We start from the raw sequence: 25,892 nt of genomic DNA, 5'->3' as shown, positions 1-25,892 counted from the left end.
TTACTTCACGATCGAGTCAAGAATCGCGGGACTGCCCTGGAGTGCGGTGCGCTGCAGGTGCGCGTGGACGGCACGCAGCCCGCCCTCCTCTTCGCCGCCGCCCGCGCGGCCGGGTCCGCCGTGGACGAGCTGGGGCATGGGCGTGCCGTGCCCGGTGGACTCCGCCGCGCTGTCGCGGTCGAGCACCAGGAAACGGCCGTGGTGGGCGGCGGCCCCGAGCACGACCCGCCGGACGAAGCCGGCGTCGTGCGACACCACCGACCCGGCCAGTGAGCCCTCGCCGCGGGCGATCAGCTCGTCCAGGCCGGCGGTGTCCCGGTAGGGCATGAGCGTGCTGACCGGCCCGAACGCCTCCACCTCGTGCGGCTCGGGACGGGCCGTGTCGTCCACGCGCAGCAGCAGCGGCGACAGGAACGCGCCCCGCTCGGCGTCGGCGCCCACCACCTCGACCTTGCCGGGGTCGCCGTAGATCACCGAGCCGGCCCCGGCCAGCCGGGCGACCGCCGTGCGCACGTCGTCCCGCTGGGCGAGGCCGACGAGCGCGCCCATCGTCACGCCGTCGGCGCCGGGCGCGCCCACGACGACCCGCGCCAGTCTGGCCTCGACGGCCTCGCAGACGGCGTCGATGAGGTTCGCCGGGACGAAGGCGCGGCGGATGGCGGTGCACTTCTGCCCCGCCTTGACCGTCATCTCGGTGACGAGGGCGTCGGCGAACAGGTCGAACTCCGGCTGTCCCGGCACGGCGTCCGGGCCGAGCACCGAGCAGTTGAGCGAGTCGGCCTCGGCGTTGAAGCGCGCCGAGCGGCGGGTGACGGCCGGGTCGGAGCGCAGCCGGGCGGCCGTGGCCGCCGAGCCGGTGAAGCCGATGTGGTCCTGCCCGCCGAGCAGGTCGAACAGCCCGGGAACACCTCCGGCCACGAGCTGGATCGCCCCCGGCGGCAGGGCGCCGGCGATGACGCGCACGGCGCGGGCCGCGATGTAGGCGGTCGGGGTGGCGGGCTTGACGATCACAGGCAGCCCGGCGAGCAGCGCGGGCGCGAGCTTCTCCAGCATGCCCCACACCGGGAAGTTGAAGGCGTTGATCTGCACGGAGATCCCGCGGGGCGTGGTGAGGACGTGGCGGCCCGCGAACGTGCCGGCCTTGCCGAGCGGCACCGGGTCGTCCTCGACGATCAGCGTGTGGTCGGGCAGTCCCTTGCGGGCCAGGCTCGCGTAGACGAGCGCCGTGCCGATCCCGCCGTCCACGTCCACCGCGGCGTCCCGCCGCGTCGCGCCGGCCCGCGCCGACAGGTCGTACAGCTCCTGCTTGCGCTCCTTCAGCGCCAGAGCGGCCGCCTGGAGCGCGGCGGCCCGCTGCGGGAAGGTCAGCTCGCCGAGCGCGGCCAGGCCGGTGCGGCGCGCGTACGCGACCGCGGCGGCGAGGTCGAGCCCCTCGCTGCTGACCCGGGTGACGCTCTCGCCGGTCACCGCGTCGGCGACCGGGACCCCCTCGCCGGCGCCGGCGCGCCAGGTCCCTTCGAGATAGCTCTCCAGCGTCATGCCTCACTCCAGTCGTAGAAGCCCTTGCCGGTCTTGCGCCCGAGGTGGCCCTGCTCGACGAGCCGGACCAGCAGGTCCGGCGGGGCGAAGCGGGAGCCCAGCTCGCGTTCGAGGTAGCGGGCGATGCCCAGCCGCACGTCCAGGCCCACCAGGTCGGTGAGCCGCAGCGGCCCGGTCGGGTGGCCGTAGCCGAGCGTCATCGCGGCGTCGATGTCCTCGGCCGCGGCGACGCCGGACTCGACCATGCGGATCGCCTCCAGGCCGAGCAGGACGCCGAGCCTGCTGCTGGCGAAGCCGGGCGCGTCGCGGACGACCACGGCGGTCTTGCCGAGCGCGGCCACCCAGCCGGCGGCCCGGTCCCGCAGGGCCGGGTCGGTGGCGGCCGCGATGACCACCTCGACGAGCCTGCTGGCCGGGACCGGGTTGAAGAAGTGCAGCCCTAGGAAGCGCTCGGGCCGGGCGAGCGCCTCGGCGAGCGTGCCGAGCGAGATGCTGCTCGTGTTGGAGGCGATGACGGTCTCCGGCCCGACCGCCTCCTCGACGGCGCGGAGTGTGGCGAGCTTGAGGTCGAGGTCCTCGGGGACCGCCTCGATCACCAGCCCGCATCCGGCCAGTCCGGCGTGGCCGGTGACCGTGGTGAGGCGGGACATCGGCTCGTCCGGGCCGGCGATCAGGCCCCGCTTCGCGCTGGCCTGGACGGCGCGGGCGACCCGGTCCCGGGCGGCGGCCGCGGCCTCCCCGTCGCGCTCCAGCACCGTGATGTCGCAGCCGGCGAGGAGCAGGGCGTGGGCGATGCCGGCGCCCATGCGCCCGCCGCCCACGACCCCGCACCGCGGCGGCAGCGTCAGGATCTCGGTCATGCCTAAAACATGCCACACTCTCGTTGCGCTACGGAAGAGATATGTAGCGAATTAATCCGCCAGATGGCGCAATGATCGAGCATAGGGGGTCTCGATTGAATACATACCCTTGACGTCCCAACACACAACTGTGGATTCTATGCCCAGGTCATCCCTCAGGAGCCGAACATGGGTACTCCCTCCGTCCTTCGCATACCCGGACGTGTCGTCGCGACCGCGCCCGCGCCCACACCCTCCTCGGAGCCGGCTGAACCCTTGATCGAACGTGCGGGGGCCGCCATGACTGCCGGCGACAGGACACCGACGAGCGAGTTGCGGCCGGAGATCGCGCTGTCGTGGCGGCGCTGCCGGATGAGCGGGCTCGGGCCCGCGGCGCCAGACCTCCGCTTCGAGCCCGGCGAGGTCGACCGGCGCAGCCGCCTCGTCGCCGCCGCCCAGCCGGTCCTCGAGCAGCTCTCCGAGCAACTCGGCGACGCCGGCTTCTGCGTCATGCTGGCCGACCGGCGCTCCCGGCTCGTGGACGTGCCCATCGGGGCGCGCAAGCTGCGCGACCGGCTGGCGGAGCTGGGCGTGGTGGCCGGCGGGGTGTTCATGGAGGAGACCACCGGGACGAATTCGATCGCCACGGTGTACGAGCTGCGCCACGGCCTGGCGGTGCACGGCGAGGAGCACTACCTGGAGGCGTTCAAGCGGTTCAGCTGCTACGGGCACCCGATCATCCACCCGGTGACCCGCCGGCTGGAGGGCGTGCTCGACATCACCTGCCTGGTCGAGAACGACTCCCCGCTGCTGGCACCGTTCCTGACCCGGGCGGTGAGCGACATCGAGGAGCGACTGCTGCAGACCGCGCGACGCGCCGAGCAGCGCATGCTCTCCGCGTTCCAGGACGCGGCGGCCGGTCACGGACGGCCGGTGCTGGTGCTCGGAGAGGGCGTGGTACTGGCCAACTCCGCGGCCGTCGAGCTCCTCGACCCCGTCGACCACATCCGGCTGCGCGAGCTGGCGGCCGACCTGGGCGGCCGTGGACGTTGCGAGGCGCGTTCCCTGGAGCTGTCCTCCGGGCGGCGGCTCGCGGTCCGCCTCCAGGCCGTCGCGCCCGGGTCGGACGGCGTGCTGTTCGAGTTCACGGATCCGGACGAGACCCGCCACGTCCCGCACCGCACCGCCGCCCGGGCCGAACCCCCTCGCCCCGGCACACCGGTGTACGTCGGCGGCGCCCCCGGAACCGGCCGCACGACAACGGTCCTGTCCCTGGCCAGGGACGCCGGGATCGTCCCGCCCGACGCCGAGAGGAACACCGGCGCCGCGCCACCCACTGGGCCGCCCGCTGGGCCACCCGCCGGCGGGAAGGCCGGGATCGTCTCGCTCGACGCCGCCGAGGCGGCCGTCCAGGGGGAGGCCGCGTGGCTGGGGGCACTCGACGCCGCCGCGGCCGGCGGTCCGGGCCTGCTGCTGGTCGAGGACGCCCATCTGCTGCCGGACTCCTGCGCGGTGCACCTGCGGCGGCTCATGGAACGCCCCGGGTTGTGGATCGCGCTGACCGGAGCCCCGGTCGCCGAGCTGACCGGCTACGCGGCCACGCTCGCCGCCGGCTGCCCCGCCAGGATCGAGCTGCCCGCGCTGCGGGACCGCGCCGGCGAACTACCGGCCCTTGTCCGGGCCATGCTCCACGACCTCGGCGCAGGCGAGCGCGTACGGTTCACGCCGGCCGCGCTCGCCGCCCTGGCCGGTCACCCGTGGCCCGGCAACCTGCGCGAGCTGCACACCGTGCTGCGGACCGTGGTGGCGCGCCGCTCGGCAGGCGACGTGACGCCCCGGGACCTGCCCGCCGACTACCAGGTCAGCCCCCGGCTGCGGCGGATGACGCCCTTGGAGCGGGCCGAGCACGACGCCATCGCCGCCGCGCTGCGCGAGCACGACGGCAACAAGCTGCGGGCCGCCCAGCGGCTCGGCATCAGCAGGACCACGCTCTACAGCCGCATGCGGGCACTGCAGATGACCATGGCCAACAGGTGACCATGTCCAAAGGTTGAACAGTGCACCAGGCGCGCACCGACCTATGTTGCCGGTGAGAAACCTTCCGGCAAAGGAGTCGTAACGTGCGCATCACCGCGGCGCTGACCGAGACCCAAGGCGCTCCCTTCACCCTCGCCTCCCTCGACCTCGACGACCCCCGGCCCGGCGAGGTCGTCGTCAAGATGGTGAGCTCCGGCGTCTGCCACACCGACCTGATCGTCCGCGACCAGTGGTACCCGGTGCCACTGCCCGCCGTGCTCGGCCACGAGGGCGCGGGCGTCGTGGCGGCCGTCGGCGACGGCGTCACCTACGTGGCGCCCGGCGACCACGTCGTGCTCACGTTCAGCTCCTGCGGCGGCTGCCGCATGTGCGACCAGGGCCGCCCGGCGTACTGCGACCAGTTCTTCGCCTGCAACTTCGCCGGCTCGCGGACCGACGGCAGCAGCACTCTGCACCGGGCGGAGGGCGACGTGCACGGCGTCTTCTTCGGCCAGTCGGCCTTCGCGACCTACGCCCTGGCCACCGAGCGGAACGTGGTCAAGGTGGACCCCGAGGCACCGCTGGAGCTGCTCGGCCCGCTCGGCTGCGGCATCCAGACCGGCGCGGGCGGCGTGCTCAACTCGCTCAAGCCCCCGGCCGGCAGCAGCATCGGGGTCTTCGGCGCGGGCTCGGTCGGCATCAGCGCCGTCATGGCCGCCGCAGTCTCCGGCTGCACCACGATCGTCGCCGTCGACCTGAACGAGCAGCGCCTGGAGCTGGCCGCGGAGCTGGGCGCCACGCACGTGATCAACGCGGCCGCCGGTGACACGGTGGACCGGCTGCGCGAACTCACCGGCGGCCTCGGGGTGGACTACACCGTGGAGACCACCGCGGTCCCCGCCGTGCTGCGGCAGGCCGTCGACGCGCTGAACCAGGGCGGCACCTGCGGCCTCATCGGCGCCGCCGCCCTCGGCACGGAGGTCTCGATCGACATGTCCTCGCTGCTGTTCGGCCGCAGCGTACGCGGCATCGTCGAGGGCGACAGCGTGCCGCGCCAGTTCATCCCCAAGCTCGTCGACCTGCACCGGCAGGGCCGTTTCCCGTTCGACAAGCTGATCAAGACGTACGCGTTCGAGGACATCAACCAGGCGGTGGAGGACTCCGAGAAGGGGACCACCCTCAAGCCCGTGCTGACCTTCGCCTAAGGAGCCCTGTGATGGAACTGCGTTACGACACCTTCTTCATCGGCGGCGCGTGGGTGAGCCCCGCCACGGACGGGGTGCTCGCCCCGATCAACGCGAGCACCGAGGAGCGGCTCGGCCAGGTGCCCGAGGGCGCCGAGGCCGACATCGACGCGGCCGTCGCCGCCGCGCGCCGGGCCTTCGACGACCCGTCGGGGTGGTCGAGCTGGGAGCCGGCCCGGCGCGCCGAGGTGATGGACCGCCTGGCGGACGCCATCGACCGGCGGGCCGACGGCTTCGTCGAGCGGGTGAGCGCCCAGAACGGCATGCCAGTGGCGGTGGCCCGGCAGCTGGAGACCGGCTACCCCAGCGCCGTGCTGCGGTACTACGCCGGGCTGGCGCGCGCGGCCGCCTTCGAGGAGACCAGGGACGGGCTGTTCGGGGGCTCGATCGAGGTGCGCCGGATGCCGGTCGGGGTGGTCGCGGCCATCGTGCCGTGGAACTTCCCGCAGGCGCTGTCCATGTTCAAGATCGCGCCCGCCATGGCGACCGGCTGCACCCTGGTGATCAAGCCGTCGCCGGAGACCGTGCTGGACTCGTACCTGCTGGCCGAGGCCGTCGAAGAGGCGGGCGTCCCCGCCGGGGTGGTCAACATCGTGCCGGCCGGGCGCGAGGTCGGCGCGTACCTGGTGGCGCACCCGGACGTGGACAAGGTGGCCTTCACCGGCTCCACCGCCGCCGGCCGGATCATCGCCGAGACCTGCGGGCGGCTGCTGCGCCCGGTGACGCTGGAGCTCGGCGGCAAGTCCGCGGCGATCGTCCTCGACGACGCGGACCTGGACCTGGGCAAGATCGGCCAGGGGCTGTTCGGCGCCACGCTGCTCAACAACGGCCAGACCTGCTTCCTCGGCACCCGCGTCCTGGCCCCGCGCAGCAGGTACGCCGAGGTCGTGGACGCCTTCACAGCCCTGGCCGGCTCCCTGACCGTCGGCGACGCCGCCGATCCGGCGACCCAGATCGGGCCGATGGCCACCGCCCGGCAGCGCGACCGCGTCGAAAGCTACATCGCCAAGGGGCGCGGCGAGGGCGCCCGCGTCACGACCGGCGGCGGCCGGCCCGCGGGGCTGGACCGGGGCTGGTTCGTGCAGCCGACCGTCTTCGCCGACGTCGACAACAGCTCCGTGATCGCCCAGGAGGAGATCTTCGGGCCGGTGCTGTCGCTCATCCCTTACGACGGCGTGGACGACGCCGTCCGGATCGCCAACGACTCCGACTTCGGCCTTGGCGGCACGGTCTGGACCAGCGACCCCGAGCGGGGCGCGGCCGTCGCCCACCGGGTCCGCACCGGCACCATCGGCGTCAACCGCTACATCCCCGACCCCGCCGCCCCCTTCGGCGGCGTCAAGGCCAGCGGGCTGGGCCGCGAGCTGGGCCCGGAGGGGCTGGCGGGCTACCAGCAGGTGCAGACCGTCTACGTGTGAGGCTCCTTGACGGCCAGCACGGGGCAGCCAGACTCCAGGAGGATGCGCTGCGCCGTGCTGCCCATGAGGAGCTTGCCGACCGGTGACCGGCGGGGCACGCCGATCACGATCAGGCTCGCCGATTCGTCACGGGCCACGTCGAGGAGCGCGGCGGCGGGATCGTTGTCCTGGAGCTGCCGCACCTCGTGGCCGTCACCCACCCGGCGCTGGAGGTCGGCCACCGGCGCGGTGCCGGCGTCGACGTACGCGCCGGGGTGGGAGACGTTCACCACCACCAGCCGGGCCTTCCGCAGCTCGGCCTCGGCCAGCGCCTGGTCGAGGACCGCCTGCCCCAGCGGCGTGGGGACGTATCCGGCGACGACTGTCATGCTTTCACCTTCCGTCGGGACAATCGCAGCCCCACGGGCGCGAGGACGATGAGGACGATCACGCCGAGCAGCGTGGCGGTGATGGGCTGGGCGAGGAACCCGGTGAGGTCGCCGCCGAAGATGCGCATCGACCGGCGGAAGGACGACTCCAGCAGGCTGCCGAGCACGAACGCCAGCACGAGCGGCCCCGGCTCGAAGCCGGCCTTCTTCATGAGGTAGCCGAGCACGCCGAGTCCGACCATGAGGAACATGTCGAAGACGCTCATCCGGACCGTGTAGACGCCGATCATGGTGACCAGGATCGTCAACGGAGCAAGGATCGCCGACCGGATGCGCAGGATGCGGACGAACACCCCGATCAGCGGCATGCTCATGGCCAGCAGCAGGAGATTGCCAACGTACATGGAGTTGACCACGCCCCAGAACAGGTCGGGCCTCTCCTCCACCAGCATCGGCCCCGGCGTGATGCCCTGGATGAGCAGCGCCCCGAACATGATCGCCATGGTGGCGTTGGCCGGGATGCCCAGGGTCAGCAGCGGGATGAACGAGGAGGTGGCGGCCGCGTTGTTGGCGGTCTCCGGGCCGGCCACGCCCTGGATGGCGCCCTTGCCGAACTTCTCCGGCTCCTTGGTGACCTTCTTCTCCACGGCGTAGGCGACCATGGAGGACATGGTCGCGCCGCCGCCCGGCAGGATGCCGAGCAGGAAGCCGAGCACGGAGCCGCGGGTGATCGCGCCCTTGGACTGCCCGAGCTCCGCGCGGGAGGGGTAGACCGAGCCGACCGCCGCGGCGGGGGCGGCCGGCCGGCGCAGCGACTCCAGGTTGTAGAGGATCTCGCCCACGCCGAACAGGCCCATCGCCACGATGACGAAGTCGATGCCGTCCAGCAGCTGGTCGACGCCGAAGGTCAGCCGGGAGGCGCCTTCCAGCGGGTCCTGGCCGATGGTGGCCAGCAGCAGGCCGACCGTGGCCATGAGGATGCTCTTTAGCCGCGACCCGGTGCCGAGCGTGGTGATCAGCAGGATGCCGAGCAGGGCCAGCGCGGTGTACTCCGACGGCCCGAAGTCCAGCGCGAAGCCCGCCACCAGCGGCGCCACGAACGTCAGCGCGATGATCGCGACGGTGCCGCCGATGAAGGAGCCGACGGCGGCGATGCCGAGCGCGGAGCCGGCCCGGCCCTGCCGGGCCAGCTCGTGCCCGTCGATGGCGGTGACCACGCTGGACGCCTCGCCGGGCAGGCGCAGCAGCACCGAGGTGATGGTGCCGCCGTACTGGGCGCCGTAGAAGATGCCGGCGAGCATGATGATGGCCGCGGTCGGCTCGATGTTGTACGTGATCGGCAGCAGCACCGCGATGGTGGCCGCGGGCCCCAGCCCCGGCAGCACCCCGACCAGCATGCCGAGGGTGACCCCGAGCAGGCAGTAGAAGAGGTTCTCCGGCTGGAACACCACGCCGAACCCGGCGATCACCGGGGAGAGGAAGTCCATGTCCGGTCTTTCACAGAGCGATGATGTGGGGCAGCGACACGCCGAGTGCTGTGATGAACAGCAGGTAGAGCGCCGCCGTGGCGGCGATCGAGACCACGGCCGTCAGCCGCCAGCTCTCCCTGCCGAGGCCCTTGAGCCACAGGACGAGCAGCGCGACGGTCGGCACCTCGAACCCGACGAGCTCGAACAGGAACGCGTACCCGAGCAGCGAGGCGGCCGCGATGGCGACGACCACCACGTCCTTGGTGAAGCGCTCCTCGTCGCCGCGGGGCCGCGACTGGAGCACCAGCACCGCGGAGGCGACGACCATGGCGACGCTCACCAGCAGCGGCCACATGCCGGGCCCCGGGGCCGGCAGCGTGCCGACCCCGAGGTTCCATGACATGATCCCGGCCACCACGCCGATGGTCAGCGGGACCAGGGCGGCCACCACGTTGAGCCGGCGCGCGTACGCCGGGGGCACCGGGGGCGGCTCGGAGATCGGGGCCTCGGTCGAGGTCACTGCTGCGCCTTGAGGTCGATGCCGAGGTCCTTGGCCAGCTTCTCGAAGCGCTGGAGGCTCTCGTTCAGCTGCGTGCCGACCGCGTCGCCGTCGGCGTCCCAGCGGCCGATGTAGTTGGTCTTCAGGATCTCGTTGTACTCGGGCGAGGCGATGGCCTTGTCGATGGCCGCGGCCAGCTTGTCGCGCACCTCGGCGGGCAGCCCAGCCGGACCGGCGACGAACCGGCGCTGGTCGACGACGACGTCGTAGCCGGACTCCTTGGCGGTCGGCACGTCGGGCATCGCCTCGATGCGCTTGTCGGCGAAGACGGCCAGCGCCCGGAGCTTGCCCGCTTGGACCTGCTTGTACGCCTCGGCGATCTGCACGGAGGCGGCGTCGACCTTGCCGCCGAGCACCGCGGTCATCGTCGGGGCGCCGCCGTCGAAGGGCACCGGCGCGGCGTCCGTCTTGGCGAGGCCGAACAGCAGGGTCTGCGACAGCTGGCTGCCGGTGCCGGGGCCGGTGGTGCCGTACTTGACGCTGGAGGCCTCGGCCAGCTCCTTGACCGTCTTGTACTTCGAGTCGGCCGGCACGACCAGCACGTAGTCCTCAACCGCCAGGCCCTTGATGAAGGTCATGTCGGTGAGCTTGACCGGGTCGGCGTCGTTGAGCATGAGCGGCCCGATGGCGAACAGCGACTGCGGCATCACCGCGATGCGGTAGCCGTCCGGCTTGCTGCCGAACACGTCCTTACCGGCGATCTTGCCGTTGGCGCCCGGCTTGTTCACGACCACGGCCTTGACGCCGAGCGGCTGCTCGATGCTCTTGGCCAGGGCGCGGGTGAGCAGGTCGGTGCTGCCGCCCGGGTCCGTCGGCACGGTGAACTCGACCGGCTTGTTGGGGTAGCCGGACGCGGCCGCGCTCTTGTCAGCGCTGCCGCCCTGCACGGAGCAGGCGGAGGCGGCCAACGCGACAGCTGCCAGGAGTACGCCGATTCTCATGATTTCTCCGTTTCACCAGCGGGGAAGTGAAGGCTGGACCCAGTCGGGGTGGACCTTGCGCATGGCGGCGACGTCGTCGCGGTCGCGCATGCCGGGGCGGGCGAGCCAGCGCTCGTGCAGCGCGCCGAGGGCGTCACGGTCGAGCTCGACGCCGAGCCCCGGGGCGTCGCTCACCTCGAGGGCGCCACCGGTGAAGCGGTGCGGCTCGGTGATGACGTCCTCGGTCTGCCAGGGGCGGTGGCTGTCGCAGGCGTAACCCAGGTCGGGGATGACACTGGCGACGTGGGTCATCGCGGCCAGGCTGATCCCCAGGTGGGTGTTGGAGTGCATGGACAGGCCCACGCCGTACGTGCGGCACAGCGCCGCCAGCTCGCGGGTGGCGTGCAGGCCGCCCCAGTAGTGGTGGTCGGACAGCACGACCTGGACGGCGTCCTTGGCGAACGCCTCCGGCACCTCGGCGAACGTGGTGACGCACATGTTGGTGGCCAGCAGCGCGCCGGTCCGCCTGCGCACCTCGGCCATGCCGTCCACGCCCGCGGTCGGGTCCTCCATGTACTCCAGCAAGTCGCCGACCTGCTCGGCCACGCGCACACTGGCCTCGACCGACCAGCCGCCGTTCGGGTCCAGCCGGAGGGGATGCCCGGGGAACGCCTTGGCCAGCGCCTTGACGGCCTCGATCTCCTCCTCGGGCGGGAACACGCCGCCCTTGAGCTTGAAGGAGGTGAAGCCGTAGTCATCGGCGAAGCGGCGGGCCTGCCGGACCACGCCGTCGGGGTCGAGCGCGGCGCCCCAGTCGTCGGGCGCCTCGCCGTCCGGGTGCTCGGCCCAGCGGTAGAACAGGTAGCCGCTGTAGTCGACGCGGTCGCGTACCTTGCCGCCGAGCAGGGCGTGCACCGGCAGGCCCAGGGTCTTGCCGAGGGCGTCGAGGCAGGCCACCTCGAAGGCCGACACGACGCTGCGGATCAGCTTCTCGTTGTTGCGCGTCCCGCGCAGGCCGCCCGGGTCGAACTCCTTGACCGTGTCGTCCGCGCCGCGCGACGACGTGGACGCCAGCGGGTACAGGCCGTTGGTCGCGGTGAGCTCGCGGCCGGCCACGGCGCCGGCGAGCGAGCGCGCCACCTCCAGGTAGTCGGTGTCGCCGTAGGTCTCGCCGACGCCGGTGACCCCGTCGTCGGTCTCGATCTCGACGATGGTGCGCGGCGTGTACGGCTGGTGCACGCCGAGCACGTTGAGCAGCGGCGGATCGCTGATGAGGATGGGCGTGACGGTCGCCCGGATGATTCGTGACATTCGGGGGTTCCTTCTAGCCGGCGAGGTCGAGGCCGACGGCCAGCAGCCGGTCGAGGGCCTGCAGCTGCTCGGGCGTGAGATCGGTCAGCGGGGCGCGCACCGGCCCCACGTTCGCGCCGCGCAGCCTGGCCGCGGCCTTGACCAGGGATACAGCGTAACCGGCCCCCTGGTCGCGCAGCTCCACCAGGGGGACGTAGAAGTCCTTGAGCAGCCGGTCGACGTGAGCGTGGTCGTCGGCGTGCAGCGCGCGGAAGAACGACCCGGCGATCTCCGGGGCGAAGGCGTGCACGGCCGACGAGTAGGCCGGGACACCGATGCTGCGGTAGGGGCGGGCCTGCATCTCGGCGGTGGCCGCGCCGTTGAAGAACAGCCACTCGGCGGGCGCGGCGAGCTTGATGCGCTGCAACCGGTCGAGGTCGGAGTGGCCGTCCTTGACGCCGATCACGTTCGGGATCCCGGCGAGCGCCGGCACGGTGTCAACGTCGATCCTGACCTGGGCGCGCTGGTAGACGATGATCGGCAGCGCGGTGCTCGCGGCGACGCGGCGCACGTGCTCGACCAGTCCCCGCTGCGGCGTCTCGGCCAGGTACGGCGGCAGCAGGAGCAGGGCCTCGGCCCCGGCCCGCTCGGCCGCGGCGGCGAACCTGGCGGCCTGCGCCCAGCCGTAGCCCACGCCCGCGACCACCGGGATCGCGCCGTCCGCCTCCTCGGCGGCCACCTTGATCAGGCTCTCGTACTCGTCTTCGGCCAGCGAGAAGAACTCACCGGTGCCGCAGCACGGGAACAGCGCGCCGGGCCCGGCCGCCACCTGCGTACGCACGTAGGCGCGGAAGGCGTCCAGATCGACCCGGCCGTCCGCGTCGAAAGCCGTCAGCGGGAACGACAGCACGCCCGCGTCCATACCCCGGCGCAGCCGTTCGGATATCTCTTCGGTCGTATACGTAGCAGGCAAGCTGTCTCCATATGTAGATTGCTGACACGTGGCGAGCAGTTTCGCCTTATTTTGATAATGTGTCAACACTCTGACTCAGGCGCGCAGATCTTGTGAGGTTCAATGACCCATCCCGAAGGCGGGGTGCGCAGCGTCAAATCCGCGGCGCGGACCATCGATCTCCTCGAGCTCCTGGCCTCCCGCCAGAACCGGCCCGCCCGCCTGCGCGAGCTGAGCGAGGCGCTCGGCGCCCCCCGCAGCAGTGTGTACGCGCTGATCCGCACCCTCGTGGAGCGCGGCTGGGTCCGCACCGACGAGACCGGCACCCTCTACAGCATCGGCATCCGGGCCCTGCTGGCCGGCACCACCTACCTCGACACCGACCCCTATCTGCGCATCGCCCAGCCGCACATCAACGACCTCAGCATGCGGCTGGACGAGACCATCCACTTCGGCCGCCTGGACCGCACCGACATCGTCTACCTGGCCACCAAGGAGTCGAGCCGGTACGTGCGCCCGTTCAGCCGGGTGGGCCGCCGGCTGCCCGCCTTCAGCACCGCCATGGGCAAGTCGCTGCTGGCCGAGCGGATCGGCACCCCGCACGAGGTGCCGATCCCGCAGCCGATCGCGCCGCTCACCCCGAACACGCTCGTGGAGGAGGAGGCCCTGCGGCGGGACCTGGAGCTGACCCGCGAGCGCGGGTACGCGATCGACAACGAGGAGAACTACGCCGGCGTCAAGTGCTTCGGCTTCGCGTTGCGCTACAGCTCCCCCGCCACGGACGCCATCAGCTGCTCGGTGCCCATCGCCAGTCTGACCGAGGGGCGGACGCAGGAGATCGTCGAGGCGATGGAGCAGATCAGGCTGGCGATCGAGCGGATGGCGCCGGTCGATCTGTCCGCACCCGGGTGGGTCTGACGGTTGGATCTCGTCTCCACGGCCCTGCTGATGACGGCCGGGCTGGCCTCCGGCCTGGCCGGCTCCATCGGCGGGCTCGCCTCGTTGTTCAGCTATCCGGCGCTGCTCGCCTTCGGCCTGCCCCCGGTCGTCGCCAACGTCACCAACACCGTGGCGATGTTCTCCACCACCGTCGGCACGGCGGCGGGCTCGCGGCCGGAGCTGCGCGGCCACGGGCGGCGGGTCGCCAAGCTGGTCGTCGTGGCCGCGATCGGCGGCTCGGCCGGGGCGTGGCTGCTGCTGGCCACGCCGGACAAGGCGTTCGAGGTCGCCGCGCCGTGGCTCATCGCGTTCGGCTCGGCGCTGCTGCTGGCCAGGGACCCGCTGCGGCGGCTGGCCGACGCGCGGGCCGCCCGGATGGCGTCCTCGGCGTCGTTCCTGCCGCTGGCCGTGGCGGTGGCGCTGGTCGGCGTGTACGGCGGCTACTTCGGCGCGGCGTCGGGCGTCATCATGCTGGCCGTGCTCTGCGCCGCCGCCACCGAGCCGCTGGCGGTCACCAACGCGGTCAAGAACATGGCCACCGGCGCCGCCAACATCACCGCCGCCGTCGCGTACGCGTTCCTGGCGCCGGTGCACTGGCTGGCCGCGGGCGCGTTGTCGTGCGGCTGCCTGGTGGGCAGCTGGCTGGGACCGAAGATCGTCCGGAGGCTGCCGGAGCGTCCGCTGCGCTTCGCCATCGCCCTGGCCGGGCTCGGCCTGGCCGCGAGCCTGTGGGTCACGTGACCGGCTGATCGTCAGCCCCGGGTCGGCAGGATCACCGCTGAGGGATGTCTCGGGTCGTGGTAGATCGCCTGGTCGGCGGCGCGGAGGGCGGTGGCGGTGGCGCGGGGCTCGCCGGTGCCGGGGTTGCGGGCGTACCGCGGGAAGGCGCCGCTGGAGACCTGGATCCTGATGCGGTGGCCCTGCTTGAAGCGGTACGCGGTGGGCCAGAGCCGGACGGTGGCGCGGGTGGTCTCGTCGGCGCCGGTCAGGCTCGTCAGGCCGTCGCACACGTTGAACGAGCGGCCGCCCGGGTCGACGTCGCAGAGCCGGACGAACACGTCGGCGTGCGGCAGGCTGGAGCGGAACCAGATCTCGGCGCTGACCTCGCCGACGACCTCGACGTCCCGGTCGAGCGCGTCGGTGGTGTAGGTGAGGACGTCCGGCCGGGCCTCCAGGGCGGTGTTGTCGGCCCGGCCGCTGTCGCTCACCATCCGCACGCCCGCGACCGCCGGAGTGGGGTCCTCGGGGTCGTAGCGGTACAAGTCCGGCGCGGACTCGACGGTCGGCGGCGCGATGGACAGCGCTCCTCCGGCGTGGAGGTGGAAGCGCTGCGCCGGATAGCCGGGGGGCGGCCAGGAGTCGAAGTCGCGCCAGGCCTCCTCACCCATCACGTACAGCCGCACCGGCGCGCGCTCCGGCGGCTGCTCGCCTCGGGCGCAGGCGAGGCCGAACTCGACGGCCTCGCGTAGCGCCGTGCCGTCCCCGTTCAGGTGCGTCCAGGGCCCGACGGTCAGCCGGGCCGGGCGTCCGGCCTCCTGAAGGATCTGGAAGTCGCGGAGCTGGCCGGGCAGGAAGATGTCGTACCAGCCGCCGATCGAGCTGACCGGCACGCTCACCTCGGCGACCCGGTGCCGGTGGTCCATGCCCTCCCAGCGCGGGTCGCCGGCGTCGCAGGCGAGGATGTCCTGGATGTAGTCGGAGCGTGCGCCGATGGCGGCGACGTCGGCCTGGTTCAGCGGCAGCGTCCGCAGCGCCCGGCGCGTGCGCCGGGCCTGGACGGGCTGGCGGAGCATCGCCAGGCGGCGTTCCTGGCCGGCGACCAGGACGCCCCAGCCGAAGGGCGTCTCCAGCGACATGCCGTCCTCGCGCAGGAACTCCAGGGTCAGCGCCGACTCGGTCACCTGCGGGATCATCGCCTTGACCTGCGGCGGCAGCCGGTCGGCGACGGCCCACTGGACGTATCCCAGATAACTCAGGCCGACCAGCACGATCGCGTCGCCGAACCACGGCTGCTTGACCACCCAGTCGAGGGTCGCCAGGCCATCCTCACGCTCCTGCCGCATGGGGTCGAAGGTCCCGCCGGAGCCGAAGCCGCCGCGGGTGCTCTGGATCAGCACCTGGTAGCCGCGTTCGGCCAGCGGCATGGCCATGGCCCAGGCCAGTGGGGCCCGGCGGCCGTACGGGCAGCGCAGCAGCGCGGTCGGCAGCCCCTCTCCCCCGGCCCGCGGCGCCCACCGGTCCGCCAGCAGGTCCGTCCCGTCGGGCATCGGCACGCGGAGATCCCGCTGGACGACGAGGTCCCGGGTCGACGGCGGGGGCAGCTGGAGCCGCCGTTCGATGAGACGGCTGATCAGTTTCACGGTCCCTGCTCCTCGTCGTGCGCGATGATGGGCGGGCGCATGCCGGTGACGACGGGTGTCAACCGCAGGAGCCGCTCGGTGAACTCCTCAGGGTCGAGAGGGTCTTCGCCCTCCACCACCCAGGCGTTGATGAACGCGGCCCCGCCGCCGGTCACGAACAGGGCGAGGTCGTCGAACAGCTCCGGGTCCGTCCGCTCGCCGTGCAGCCGCGTGATGACCTGCCGGTTGAGCGGGAGGAACAGGCCCATCAGCGCCTTGTTCAGCCCGAACGCGCACGAGCTCGTCAGCACCGCCCGGTAGAACACACGATGTTCGGCGAAGTGCCGCGCCGCGGCCAGCGCCCGGTTCTGCCGCGCCGACAGGTCCGCGGCGTCCGCGATCTCCGGCAGCAGTTCGCGCCGGACGAGATCGAGCGCGGCTTCGAGCAGCAGCGTGTCGCGGTCGCCGAACTGCTGGTACACCACCTGCCGGCTCACGTCGGCGGTCTCGGCGATCTCGGAGAGCGGGACGGCCGCCGTGCCGCGCTCGGTCACCAGGGCGATCGTGGCCTGCATGAGAGCGGCTCGCGAGCGGCGTACCCGGCGGTCCCGGGCGGGGGCGATCGCCGCCGGCTCGAACGTCATATCCCAAGATAATGGGCAAGTGTTAATAAAAGAGCAAGCGTAAACTGTTCCAAGGAACGACCGCCTATCGGATGATGCGTTCCCTGGCCCGGAGCAGCGCGGACAGGATGTCCTCCTCCCTCTCAGGGCCGAGGCGGACGATGGGGACGGAGCAGCTGAGGGCCTCGTTCGGGACGGGCCCGAAGCCGAGAGCGACGGCGAAGCAGCGCAGGCCGACGGTCGACTCCTGCTCGTCGACGGCGTGGCCGCGGCGCCGGATCTCCGCCAGCTCCGCCCGCAACGCCGCCCGGTCCACGATCGTATGCGGGGTCCGCGACGCCAGGGTGTCCGGCAGGAGCTCGTCGACCTCCTCCCACGGGCGCCCGGCGAGGATCGCCTTGCCGAGCCCGGTCGCCCACGACGGCAGGCGGCGGCCGGGCCGCGAGACGACGGTGAGGGAGTGCCGGGAGATGTTGGTGGCCAGATAGACGACCTCCGCGCCGTCGAGGCGCGCCAGGTGCACGGTCTCGCCGAGTTCGTCGTTCAGCTCCGCCATCACGGACTGTGCCCGCTGGACGACGTCGTCCCGCTCCACGTACGCCGCGCCGGCGCGGAGCGCGCGGATTCCGATCCGGTAACGGCCGGCGTCGTCGCTCTCGACCCACCCTGTGTTCACGAGCGTGGTGAGCAGCGCGTAACCACTGGCCCGGGGCATGCCGAGGGCGGTGACCACCGCACGCAGCGAGCACGCCTGCGTGGTGGCGCTGAGGTATTCGAGCACGGCGATGGTCCGCTCGGCCGACTTGACGCTGCGTACACCTCCTGTGGTCTCACCGGACGGGTGTGGCGGGTGTTGCGTCATCGACCACCTCTTGACGTTTGGTGAAACACCAACTTAATGTCTCGGCTACACATATAGCCAGTGTCTCTATATGTAGACAAGAGGTTTGCGCTTGATATCCCTCTCCACCAGGCGAGTCACCGCCGCCCCATCCGGGCTGCTCGCCTTCCCCGTCATACCGTTCACGGAATCTGGGGACGTGGATCTGTCCCGCCGCTGAACGGCGCACGCGCCTGCCCGGCATCAGAGGCAGGCATTTTTCGGAGGAACCATGATCACCACCCCGCGCCGCCGCCAGGCGGCCTCTGCCCTGCTGGCGCTCGGCACCATCCTGTCGGCCGGCGCCTGCACGGTCGCGAACAGCGGTCCGGAACCCTCGTCCGGCGGCAACGTGGCGAGCACTGTCCGGATCGTGCTGCCAGAGGAGCCCCCGACGCTGGAGCCGTGTGACGCCTCGCTCACCGCGACCGGACGCGTCACCCGGGCCAACATCACCGAGGCACTCACCGAGCGCGACCCGGCCACCGGTCAGCTCCAGCCGGCGCTGGCCACCGAGTGGAAGCAGGACTCGCCCACCGAGTGGACCTTCACCCTGCGGCAGGGCGTGAAGTTCCACGACGGCACCGCGTTCGACGCCAAGGCGGCCGCGTTCTCCATCGACCGGACCGTCGGCTCGAAGATCGACTGCAACGTGGACGGCTACGTCTTCGGCGGCATCGAGCTCACGGCCACGGCCCCGGACGCCTCGACCCTCAAGGTGAAGACGGCCAAGCCGGACCCGATCCTGCCGCTGCGGCTGTCGTTCGTGGAGATCGTGCCGGCCACGACGAGCACGACCGGCAAGGTCCGCGAGCCCGTCGGCACCGGCCCTTACAAGATCGCCAAGTGGGACACCGGCCGCAGCCTGCGGCTGGAGCGGTTCTCCGGATACTGGGGCAAGGCGCCCGAGTTCGCCGCGGCCGAGTACGTCTGGCGCGCCGAGGGCAGCATCCGCGCGGCCATGATCCAGAGCGACGAGGCGGACATCGCCATCGGCCTCGCCCCCGAGGACGGCGCCGGGGACGGCGCCGTGCAGTTCCCCAACAACGAGACCTCCTACCTGCGCATCGACGCCGCCAAGCCGCCGCTGAACGACGTCCGCGTACGCCAGGCCATCAACTACGCCATCGACAAGAACGGGCTCGTCGCCTCGGTCTTCGCCGGGCTCGGCAAGCCGGCCGGACAACTGGTGCCGGAAGGAGTGACCGGTCACAACACGGCGATCCAGCCGTGGCCGTTCGACATGGCTCAGGCCAAGAAGCTGATCGCGGAGGCCAAGGCGGACGGCGTCCCCACCGACACCCCCATCACGATCATCGGGCGGAACGGGATCTACCCCAAGGCCGCCGAGGCGATGGAGGTCGTGCAGAACGCGCTGATCGAGGCCGGGCTCTCGGTGAAGATCCAGATGCTCGACGTGAACGCCTGGCTGGAGTATCTGCTGGCCCCGTTCCCCAAGGACGCCGGCCCCACCCTGCTGCAGGCCCAGCACGGCAACCAGGCCGGTGACGCGGCCTTCACGATGGGCCAGATCTACGGCACCAAGGGCGCCCAGAGCAGCTACGGCACCAAGGAGCTCGACGAGCTGATCGGCGCCGCCGAGCAGGCGTCGGGCGAGGAGCGCCAGGCGGCGTTCGCCAAGGCGCTGGAGTACCAGAGCAAGGAGGTCGTCCGGGACGCGGTCATGGCGCACATGACCGGCATCCTCGCCCTGTCGAAGAAGGTCACCTACAAGCCGAACGCCGCCACGAACGACGAGATGCGCCTCGCCGACGTGCACCCGGCCGGCTGAGAGGAGCAAGTGTGCTGACCTTCCTGCGGCGTCGCATCACCTCCAGCGCGATCCCGCTGGTCGTCGTGGTCCTCGGGGTGTTCTGCCTGGCGCGGCTCACCGGCGATCCGGCCAATCTCTACCTGCCGCTCAGCGCCACCGCGGAGATGCGGGCGGAGTTCGCCGCCAGGCACGGGTTCGACCAGCCCCTGCTCGTCCAGTTCGGCGACTACCTCGCCCAGGTGGTCCGGCTGGACTTCGGGGAGTCGCTGCGGACGGCCGAACCGGCCGCCGCGGCCGTGCTGCGGGCGTTCCCGGCGACGCTGCAGCTGGCCGGGGCCACGATGATCCTGGCGATCCTCGGCGCTGTCGTCGTCGGGAGCTGGGCCGCCTACCGCCCCAACTCCGTGGCGGACCGGGTCGCGAGCTTCACCTCGACGACCGCGGCGAGCATGCCGGACTTCTGGTTCGCGATCATGGGTGTCCTGGTCTTCGCCGTGGCGCTGGGCTGGCTGCCCACGTCGGGCACGGCGGGCGCGGCGGCGTGGGTGCTGCCGGTGGTCACCCTGCTGATCCGGCCCTTCGGGGTGCTCGTGCAGGTGGTGCGCGGGGCGATGGTCTCGGCGTTGTCGGCGCCGTACATCAAGGTCGCCCGGAGCAAGGGTGCGGGCGAGGTCCGGGTGGTCTTCGGGCACGCGCTGCGCAACGCCGCGCCGCCGGCGCTCACCGTGGCCGGCGACCTCACCGTCGGGCTGGTCAACGGGGCCGTGGTCGTCGAGACGATCTTCGGCTGGCCGGGCATCGGCAAGCTGATGATCACCTCGATCCTGCAGCGGGACTTCGCGGTGCTGCAGGCCGCGGTCCTGGTGACCGCGGTGACGATCTTCGCGTTGAACATCGTCATCGACGCCTGTTACGCGCTGCTGGACTCCCGGGTACGCCAGGGGGTGACGGCATGACCCTCGCCGATACCCGGCGTACCCCTTGGGGGCGCCTCCTGCTGCGGGACAAGTTCGCCTGCCTGGCGGTGGTGATCCTGGTCGTCGTGGCCGTCTCCGCGCTCGCGGGGCCGCTGCTGCTCGGCGACCTCGCCGTGAAGCAGAACCTGCGGGCGGTCAACCGGCCGCCGTTCAGCTTCGGCGACGGCTGGGCGTTCGCGCTGGGCAGCGACTCGCTCGGGCGCAGCCTGCTGGCCAGGCTCGTCGTGGCGAGCCGCACGACGCTGTCCGTCGCGATCCCGGCCGTGCTGATCTCCCTCGTCGTCGGCTCCATCTGGGGCATGTGGGCCGGCTACCACCGCGGCCGGCGGGAGAGCGTGTCGATGCGCGTCGCCGACGTCATCCTCAGCTTCCCCTCCCTGCTGCTGGCCGTGGTCGTGCTGTACGTCTTCTCCCCCAGCGCTCTGAACATCGTCCTCGTCCTGGCGATCGCGCGGATCCCGATCTACCTGCGGGCCGCCCGGGCGGAGTCGGCCGAGCTGCAGAGCCGGCTGTTCGTGGACGCGGCGCGCACGTTCGGCGCCCGGAGCTGGGCGATCATCGGCAGGCACGTGGCGCCGACCGTGCTGCCCACCCTGTTCACCGTCGCGACCCTGGACTTCTGTTTCGTGATGCTGACCGAATCGTCGCTGAGCTTCCTGGGCATCGGCATCCAGCCGCCGGACATGAGCTGGGGCCTGATGGTCGCCCAGGGGCGGCAGGTGCTGCAGAGCGCCTGGTGGATCGCCGTCTTCCCGGGTCTCGCCATCGTGGTGACCACCGTGTCGGCGACCGTCCTCGCGTCCTGGGCGCGGCTGGCCATGGACCCCGGCCAGCGGTGGCGGCTCACGCTGCCCCGCTCGCGACGTGTCAAGGAGGTGAAGCCGTGACCCCGGTGCTCGAAGTGGACCGGCTGGCGGTCGACATTCGCACCCCCGCGGGAACGGTCCGCGCCGTACGTGAGGTCAGCTTCTCCGTACGCTCCGGCGAGACGCTGGCGCTGCTGGGCGAGTCCGGCTGCGGCAAGAGCATGACGGCGCAGGCCATCGTCGGGCTGCTCGACCCGGTCGCGCACGTGGCGGGCGGCGAGGTGCGCCTGGACGGGACCGACGTCCTCGCCCTGCCGCCGGCGCAGCGGCGGCGGCTGGCCGGACCCGGCCTGTCCATCGTGTTCCAGGACGCGCTCACCGCGCTGAATCCCGTCCAGACGGTGGGCGCCCAGCTCGCCGAGCCCTTCCGTATCCACCAGCGCCTGTCGCGGCGGGCGGCGCGGGAGCGGGCCGTCGAGCTGATGGAACGGGTCGGCATCCCCGAGCCGGGCGCCCGCGCCGGCGCCTATCCGCACCAGTTCTCCGGCGGCATGCGGCAGCGGCTGCTCATCGCGGTGGCCGTGGCCCTGCAGCCGAAGGTGCTGCTCGCGGACGAGCCCACCACGGCGCTCGACGTCACCGTGCAGGCCCAGATCATGGAGCTGCTGCGGGAGCTGCGCACCGAGCAGCAGACGGCGCTGATCCTCATCACGCACGACCTCGCGGTGGTGGCCGAGCAGGCCGACCACGTGGCCGTCATGTACGCGGGCGCCATCGTCGAGACGGGCCGGGTCGCGGACGTGTTCGCGAAGCCGCGCCACCCGTACACCCGGGGGCTGCTCGACTCGGTGCCGGCCGAGGTCGCGCGCGGCGTCACCCTCAAGTCCATCCCGGGCAGCCCGCCCGATCTGCACGCGGTGCCCTCGGGCTGCGCGTTCCGCGCGCGCTGCCCGATGGCCTCGGACGTGTGTGCGGAGGAGCGCCCCGTCCTGGTCGAGTCCGGGCCCGGGCGCCTGTCCGCGTGTCACCACTGGAGGGAGCTGACCGATGACTGAGCCGGCCACGACGGCGCTCGCCGCGAAGGAGGCGGACGTTCCGCTGCTGGACGTGGCGGGGGTGAGCAAGACCTTCCATGTGGCCGGCCGCAAGCGGCTGCGCGCGCTCGACGGCGTCGACCTGCGGCTGGCCCGCGGCGAGACGCTGGGGCTGGTCGGGGAGTCCGGCTGCGGCAAGTCGACCCTCGCCCGGGTGCTGCTCATGCTGGAGCGCCCGGACCAGGGGCACGTCAGGTTCGAGGGTACGGACCCGTTCGGGCTGCGCGGCAAGGAACTGCTCAAGTGGCGGCGCCGGGTGCAGATGGTGTTCCAGGACCCGTTCGCGTCGCTGAACGCGCGGCTGTGCGCCGAGGACATCGTCTCCGAGCCGTGGCGGACGCACCGCGACCTGGTGCCGGCCAAGGAGCGCGGCAAGCGGGTGGCCGAGCTGCTGGAGATGGTGGGGCTGCGGGCGGGCGACGCCCGCCGGTTCCCGCAGGAGTTCTCCGGCGGGCAGCGCCAGCGGCTGGGGATCGCCAGGGCGCTCGCGCTCGAACCGGACGTCATCGTGTGCGACGAGCCCGTGTCGGCGCTCGACCTGTCGGTCCAGGCGCAGGTGCTCAACCTGCTCACCGACCTGCAGGCGCGGCTGGGGGTGTCGTACGTGTTCATCTCCCACGACCTGTCCGTCGTCCGGCACGTCGCCGACCGGGTCTCGGTCATGTATCTCGGCAAGATCGTGGAGACGGGGCCGACGCGGCAGGTGTTCGACCGGCCGCGCCATCCGTACACGGCCGCGCTGATGTCCGCGGCGCCGGTGCTGGACGTCACGCCGGGGGCGCGGACCGAGCGGATCCTGCTCAAGGGTGAGGTGCCCTCCCCGCTCGACCCGCCGTCGGGGTGCCGGTTCCGTACCCGCTGCTGGCAGGCCCAGGACCTCTGCGCCCACGAGGTGCCGCCCCTGGAACCGTCCGGAGAGGAGCCCGCGCACGCGGCCGCGTGCCACTTCCCGCTGGAGAAGTCATAGGGCTCCGCGCTCGGCCAGGTCCGGCCCTGGCCGAGCGCGATCGGCGTAGCGCTGCCGGCTATCGCGGCCGCTGCCGTGCGCGAGCACGGCGGCCGGGGCCGGAGCGCTCGCCGGAGCCCTGCTCCGGAACGGGCTGATCGCTCCGGCGCTGCTCCGGGACCGGCCCATCGCCCGGGTGCTGCTCCGGGACCGGCCGATCGCCCGGGTGCTGCTCCGGATCCCCCCGGTCGCCGGCGTGCCGCTCTCCGTCCGGCCGGCTGTCGGCGCGGCGCAGGAGGTCCGTCACCTCGGCGTCGCCGACCTGGCGGAAGTCGTGGTACCACAGGCCGATCCCGCCCAGGTCCACGGGCGTTTCCAGGCAGATGACCTCGTCGGCGTCGCCGCGCAGCCGTTCGGCGGCCTCGGGCGGGCACACCGGCGCGGCCAGGACGACGCGGGCGGCGCCCTGGGCCCGGGCGACCTGGCACGCCGCGCGGGCGGTCGATCCGGTGGCGATCCCGTCGTCCACGATGACGGCGGTCCGCCCGGCCAGGGAGATCTTCGGCCGCCCGGCGCGCACCTGCTCGGCGCGACGCCGGAGCACCTCCCGCTCGTGCTCCTCCACCTGTTCCATGTCGTCGGCGCTCACCCGTGCGGCCTCGACCACCGCCGGGTTGATGACGCGTACGCCGTCCTCGCCGATGGCCCCGAACCCCAGCTCCGGCTGGATCGGCACGCCCAGTTTGCGCACCAGGATGACGTCCAGCGGCGCCCCCAGCGCCAAAGCGGCCTCGTAGGCGACCACCACGCCGCCCCGCGGCAGCCCGAGGACCACGACGTCCTGATCACGCAGATGCCGGAGCCGGGCGGACAGCCGGCGGCCCGCCTCCGTACGGTGGGCGAACATGCTCGATCACCTCCAGGTCAGGCACCCGCGTCGAGGTCGATGAGGGTCAGCCCGGTGCGCGGATCGTGGCGGCGGCGCAGGTAGCGGGGCGACTGGGTGACGATCACCTCCAGGGTGGGCCACACCTCCCCCTCGAGCAGGTGGCCGCCGCGCGTGGCGCCGTCCGGCAGCCCGACGACGACGTGGGCGTGCAACTCCGGCCGCTTGCCGTCGTCGGCCATGGCGAAATCGCCGACCAGGGCCAGCACCTCGGTCTGCCGATCCACCGGGATCCGCCGGAAGTCCCTGGTCGAGGGGTCGAAGAAGCCCAGGAGGACGCGCCGGAACCCGCCGATGCCGGTGAGCCGCGCGGCCCGGATGCCGTGCTTCTCCGCCCACCGGGTCAGCCCGTCCACCACCTCGTCGCCGTCCTCCATGATCACGGCATAGCTGTGCTCCTCGTCGGTGGAAAGTTGTGTAGCGCGCATAACGCCACTCTGCCCAGGGGCCGGAGAAGCCAACATCCGTCCCGGACCTTCCCCGCGGGGATAGGCCGGCCGCTGCCCGGGTAGACGCTCTCGAGAGGCGTCAACCGAGGTCGGGGAGGGGTCGTTGCCGGTGGGCCCGGTGACGGTGTCATGAGTCTGCCTCCGCTACGCGCGCTGCGGGAGCTTCGGCGGCTGGCCGAGCGTACGCCGGAGCATCGGGACCGCCACATCGACCTGCTCCGCGCCATCGCGATCACGGCCGTGGTCGCCGGCCACTGGCTGGCGGTGCACGTGACCTACGACGGGGGCCCGCGGGGCGGCAACGTGCTGGAGCTGGTGCCGTGGACGCGCCCGCTGACCTGGCTGTTCCAGGTCATGCCGGTGTTCTTCCTGGTCGGCGGGTACGCCAACGCCGCCTCGCTGGCCGCCTGCCGGGACCGCGGCGGCGATGCGGCCGCCTGGACGCTGCGCCGTACCGACCGGCTCCTGCGCCCCACCACCGTGCTGCTGGCCGTCCTGGCGGGTGCCGCGCTGCTCGCGCGGGCCGCGGGCGCCGATCCCGGGCTGGTCGGCGCCGCGGTGTGGCTGGCGGGGATCCCGCTGTGGTTCCTGGTCGCGTACCTGGCGGCGGTGACCCTCACCCCGCCGATGCACGCCCTGCACCGCCGATTCGGCCTGGCGGTGCCGGTCGCGCTGGCCGTCCTGGTCGGCCTGGGCGACGCGGCACGGCTGACGGGGTGGCTCCCCGCGGTGGGGTCGGCCAACTTCCTGTTCGCCTGGCTGGCCGTTCATCAGCTCGGCTTCGCCTGGCAGGACGGCCGTCTGCCGGCCCGGCCGCGGGCCGGTCTGCCGCTGGCGTTCGCGGGACTGGCCGCCCTGGTGGTGCTCACCGTGCCCGGCCCGTATCCGATCAGCATGGTCGGGCTGGCGGGGCAGGAGATCCAGAACACCTCACCGCCCACGCTGGCGCTGCTGGCGCTGGCCGCGACGCAGGCGGGGCTGGCCCTGGCGGTCCATGACCCGGCCTGCCGGTGGCTGCGGCGGCTGCGCCCGTGGACCGTCGTCGTCGCGGTCAACTCGGTGATCATGACGCTGTTCCTGTGGCACATGACCGCCGCCGTGCTCGGCGTGCTGGCGCTGTACCCGGCCGGGTGGCTGCCGGACCCGCCGCCGGGGACACCTCTGTGGGTGCTGCTGCGGGTGCCCTGGCTCGTCGTGCTGGCGGTGATTCTCGGCGTGCTGGTCGTGGTGTTCGGGCCGGTGGAGCGGCGCTCCGGTCCGAGCCCGGCGCCGGGAGCCGCGGTGGGGGTGACGGCAGGCGTGCTCACGTTCGCAGGCATGGGCGTCGTGCTGGCCGGGCTCCTCGGCGTCGCGACGGCCGGCCCGGGAGACCACGGCGTCACCGGCCTGCCCGTCCCTGCCTTGATCGTTTACTTCGCCGGCGCCGGGATTCTGCGTTTCACCCGGTGGCGGTGCATGATCGTGCCCCGGCGGGGTCTGCCGGGGCATCGGGAAGGCTGAGCCGT

Annotated in this window: 24 protein-coding genes; 11 read left to right on the top strand and 13 right to left on the bottom strand. The window is 72.4% G+C overall.

Annotation, left to right across the window (positions count from 1 at the left end; genetic code table 11):
- Positions 1-1,539, bottom strand: a complete 1,539-nt coding sequence (paaZ, locus tag ACIBX3_RS39175) for a phenylacetic acid degradation bifunctional protein PaaZ (protein ID WP_397125603.1) — start codon at positions 1,537-1,539, stop codon at positions 1-3.
- Positions 1,536-2,399, bottom strand: coding sequence for a 3-hydroxyacyl-CoA dehydrogenase family protein (locus tag ACIBX3_RS39170; protein WP_397125602.1), 864 nt, complete (start codon positions 2,397-2,399; stop codon positions 1,536-1,538). The genes paaZ and ACIBX3_RS39170 overlap by 4 nt, the downstream gene beginning before the upstream one ends.
- 279 nt (positions 2,400-2,678) lie before the next feature.
- Here ACIBX3_RS39170 and ACIBX3_RS39165 point away from each other — a divergent pair, with 279 nt between their 5' ends.
- The 3 genes from ACIBX3_RS39165 to ACIBX3_RS39155 all read left to right on the top strand — a co-directional run bounded on the left by ACIBX3_RS39165 (position 2,679) and on the right by ACIBX3_RS39155 (position 7,056).
- Complete coding sequence (locus tag ACIBX3_RS39165; RefSeq protein WP_397125601.1) at positions 2,679-4,415, top strand: sigma-54-dependent Fis family transcriptional regulator; 1,737 nt, start codon at positions 2,679-2,681, stop codon at positions 4,413-4,415.
- 83 nt (positions 4,416-4,498) lie between these two features.
- Positions 4,499-5,599, top strand: coding sequence for an NAD(P)-dependent alcohol dehydrogenase (locus ACIBX3_RS39160; protein WP_397125600.1), 1,101 nt, complete (start codon positions 4,499-4,501; stop codon positions 5,597-5,599).
- 11 nt (positions 5,600-5,610) lie between these two features.
- Entirely contained in the window at positions 5,611-7,056 is a 1,446-nt protein-coding gene (locus ACIBX3_RS39155) for an aldehyde dehydrogenase (RefSeq protein WP_397125599.1), read from the top strand.
- Here ACIBX3_RS39155 and ACIBX3_RS39150 read toward each other — a convergent pair.
- From ACIBX3_RS39150 to ACIBX3_RS39125, 6 genes are read right to left on the bottom strand one after another with little or no spacing between them, the layout of a single operon-like run.
- Positions 7,047-7,424, bottom strand: a complete 378-nt coding sequence (locus tag ACIBX3_RS39150) for a universal stress protein (protein ID WP_397125598.1) — start codon at positions 7,422-7,424, stop codon at positions 7,047-7,049. The genes ACIBX3_RS39155 and ACIBX3_RS39150 overlap by 10 nt on opposite strands.
- The gene (locus ACIBX3_RS39145) at positions 7,421-8,911 is read right to left on the bottom strand and encodes a tripartite tricarboxylate transporter permease (protein ID WP_397125597.1); all 1,491 of its coding nucleotides are present in this window, start codon (positions 8,909-8,911) and stop codon (positions 7,421-7,423) included. Before ACIBX3_RS39145 ends, ACIBX3_RS39150 begins: the two co-directional genes overlap by 4 nt.
- Positions 8,912-8,921: 10 nt before the next feature.
- Positions 8,922-9,413, bottom strand: coding sequence for a tripartite tricarboxylate transporter TctB family protein (locus ACIBX3_RS39140; RefSeq protein ID WP_397125596.1), 492 nt, complete (start codon positions 9,411-9,413; stop codon positions 8,922-8,924).
- Positions 9,410-10,393, bottom strand: coding sequence for a Bug family tripartite tricarboxylate transporter substrate binding protein (locus ACIBX3_RS39135; protein WP_397125595.1), 984 nt, complete (start codon positions 10,391-10,393; stop codon positions 9,410-9,412). The genes ACIBX3_RS39140 and ACIBX3_RS39135 overlap by 4 nt, the downstream gene beginning before the upstream one ends.
- Before the next feature lie 12 nt (positions 10,394-10,405).
- Complete coding sequence (locus tag ACIBX3_RS39130) at positions 10,406-11,683, bottom strand: glucarate dehydratase family protein (RefSeq protein ID WP_397125594.1); 1,278 nt, start codon at positions 11,681-11,683, stop codon at positions 10,406-10,408.
- A gap of 13 nt (positions 11,684-11,696) precedes the next feature.
- Positions 11,697-12,635: a 5-dehydro-4-deoxyglucarate dehydratase gene (locus tag ACIBX3_RS39125; RefSeq protein ID WP_397125593.1), complete on the bottom strand. Its 939-nt coding sequence runs from the start codon at positions 12,633-12,635 to the stop codon at positions 11,697-11,699.
- Positions 12,636-12,737: 102 nt separating this feature from the next.
- Here ACIBX3_RS39125 and ACIBX3_RS39120 point away from each other — a divergent pair, with 102 nt between their 5' ends.
- Entirely contained in the window at positions 12,738-13,532 is a 795-nt protein-coding gene (locus ACIBX3_RS39120) for an IclR family transcriptional regulator (RefSeq protein WP_397125592.1), read from the top strand.
- Positions 13,533-13,535: 3 nt separating this feature from the next.
- The gene (locus tag ACIBX3_RS39115) at positions 13,536-14,294 is read left to right on the top strand and encodes a sulfite exporter TauE/SafE family protein (protein ID WP_397125591.1); all 759 of its coding nucleotides are present in this window, start codon (positions 13,536-13,538) and stop codon (positions 14,292-14,294) included.
- A gap of 11 nt (positions 14,295-14,305) precedes the next feature.
- Here ACIBX3_RS39115 and ACIBX3_RS39110 read toward each other — a convergent pair whose 3' ends face one another.
- From ACIBX3_RS39110 to ACIBX3_RS39100, 3 genes are all read right to left on the bottom strand, one after another.
- Positions 14,306-15,913: a CocE/NonD family hydrolase gene (locus ACIBX3_RS39110; RefSeq protein WP_397125590.1), complete on the bottom strand. Its 1,608-nt coding sequence runs from the start codon at positions 15,911-15,913 to the stop codon at positions 14,306-14,308.
- Positions 15,910-16,536, bottom strand: a complete 627-nt coding sequence (locus tag ACIBX3_RS39105) for a TetR/AcrR family transcriptional regulator (RefSeq protein ID WP_397125589.1) — start codon at positions 16,534-16,536, stop codon at positions 15,910-15,912. The genes ACIBX3_RS39110 and ACIBX3_RS39105 overlap by 4 nt, the downstream gene beginning before the upstream one ends.
- Before the next feature lie 64 nt (positions 16,537-16,600).
- Positions 16,601-17,377: an IclR family transcriptional regulator gene (locus tag ACIBX3_RS39100; RefSeq protein ID WP_397125588.1), complete on the bottom strand. Its 777-nt coding sequence runs from the start codon at positions 17,375-17,377 to the stop codon at positions 16,601-16,603.
- A gap of 250 nt (positions 17,378-17,627) precedes the next feature.
- On the opposite strand from ACIBX3_RS39100, the gene ACIBX3_RS39095 reads away from it, so the two are divergent.
- From ACIBX3_RS39095 to ACIBX3_RS39075, 5 genes are read left to right on the top strand one after another with little or no spacing between them, the layout of a single operon-like run.
- Entirely contained in the window at positions 17,628-19,187 is a 1,560-nt protein-coding gene (locus tag ACIBX3_RS39095; protein WP_397125587.1) for an ABC transporter substrate-binding protein, read from the top strand.
- A gap of 11 nt (positions 19,188-19,198) precedes the next feature.
- Positions 19,199-20,125 (top strand): ABC transporter permease, encoded by a 927-nt coding sequence (locus ACIBX3_RS39090; RefSeq protein WP_397125586.1) that lies wholly within the window; start codon positions 19,199-19,201, stop codon positions 20,123-20,125.
- Entirely contained in the window at positions 20,122-21,033 is a 912-nt protein-coding gene (locus ACIBX3_RS39085; RefSeq protein ID WP_397125585.1) for an ABC transporter permease, read from the top strand. Before ACIBX3_RS39090 ends, ACIBX3_RS39085 begins: the two co-directional genes overlap by 4 nt.
- Entirely contained in the window at positions 21,030-22,007 is a 978-nt protein-coding gene (locus tag ACIBX3_RS39080) for an ABC transporter ATP-binding protein (RefSeq protein ID WP_397125584.1), read from the top strand. Before ACIBX3_RS39085 ends, ACIBX3_RS39080 begins: the two co-directional genes overlap by 4 nt.
- Complete coding sequence (locus ACIBX3_RS39075) at positions 22,000-23,013, top strand: ABC transporter ATP-binding protein (protein WP_397125583.1); 1,014 nt, start codon at positions 22,000-22,002, stop codon at positions 23,011-23,013. The genes ACIBX3_RS39080 and ACIBX3_RS39075 overlap by 8 nt, the downstream gene beginning before the upstream one ends.
- Before the next feature lie 58 nt (positions 23,014-23,071).
- Here the strand turns inward: ACIBX3_RS39075 and ACIBX3_RS39070 are convergent, their stop codons facing one another.
- On the bottom strand, positions 23,072-23,899 hold the full coding sequence (locus ACIBX3_RS39070) for a phosphoribosyltransferase (RefSeq protein ID WP_397125582.1): 828 nt from the start codon (positions 23,897-23,899) through the stop codon (positions 23,072-23,074).
- A 17-nt stretch (positions 23,900-23,916) separates the two neighbouring features.
- Positions 23,917-24,366, bottom strand: a complete 450-nt coding sequence (locus ACIBX3_RS39065; RefSeq protein ID WP_397125581.1) for a PPC domain-containing DNA-binding protein — start codon at positions 24,364-24,366, stop codon at positions 23,917-23,919.
- Positions 24,367-24,516: 150 nt separating this feature from the next.
- Here ACIBX3_RS39065 and ACIBX3_RS39060 point away from each other — a divergent pair, with 150 nt between their 5' ends.
- Positions 24,517-25,887, top strand: a complete 1,371-nt coding sequence (locus ACIBX3_RS39060; protein ID WP_397125580.1) for an acyltransferase — start codon at positions 24,517-24,519, stop codon at positions 25,885-25,887.
- The last annotated feature ends 5 nt before the right edge of the window (positions 25,888-25,892 follow it).

Origin of the sequence: Nonomuraea sp. NPDC049480, assembly GCF_044465905.1 — a bacterium.
GTDB lineage: Bacteria > Actinomycetota > Actinomycetes > Streptosporangiales > Streptosporangiaceae > Nonomuraea.
Note: the sequence above shows the minus strand (reverse complement) of the source record. Positions and strands in the feature narration are given on the sequence as shown.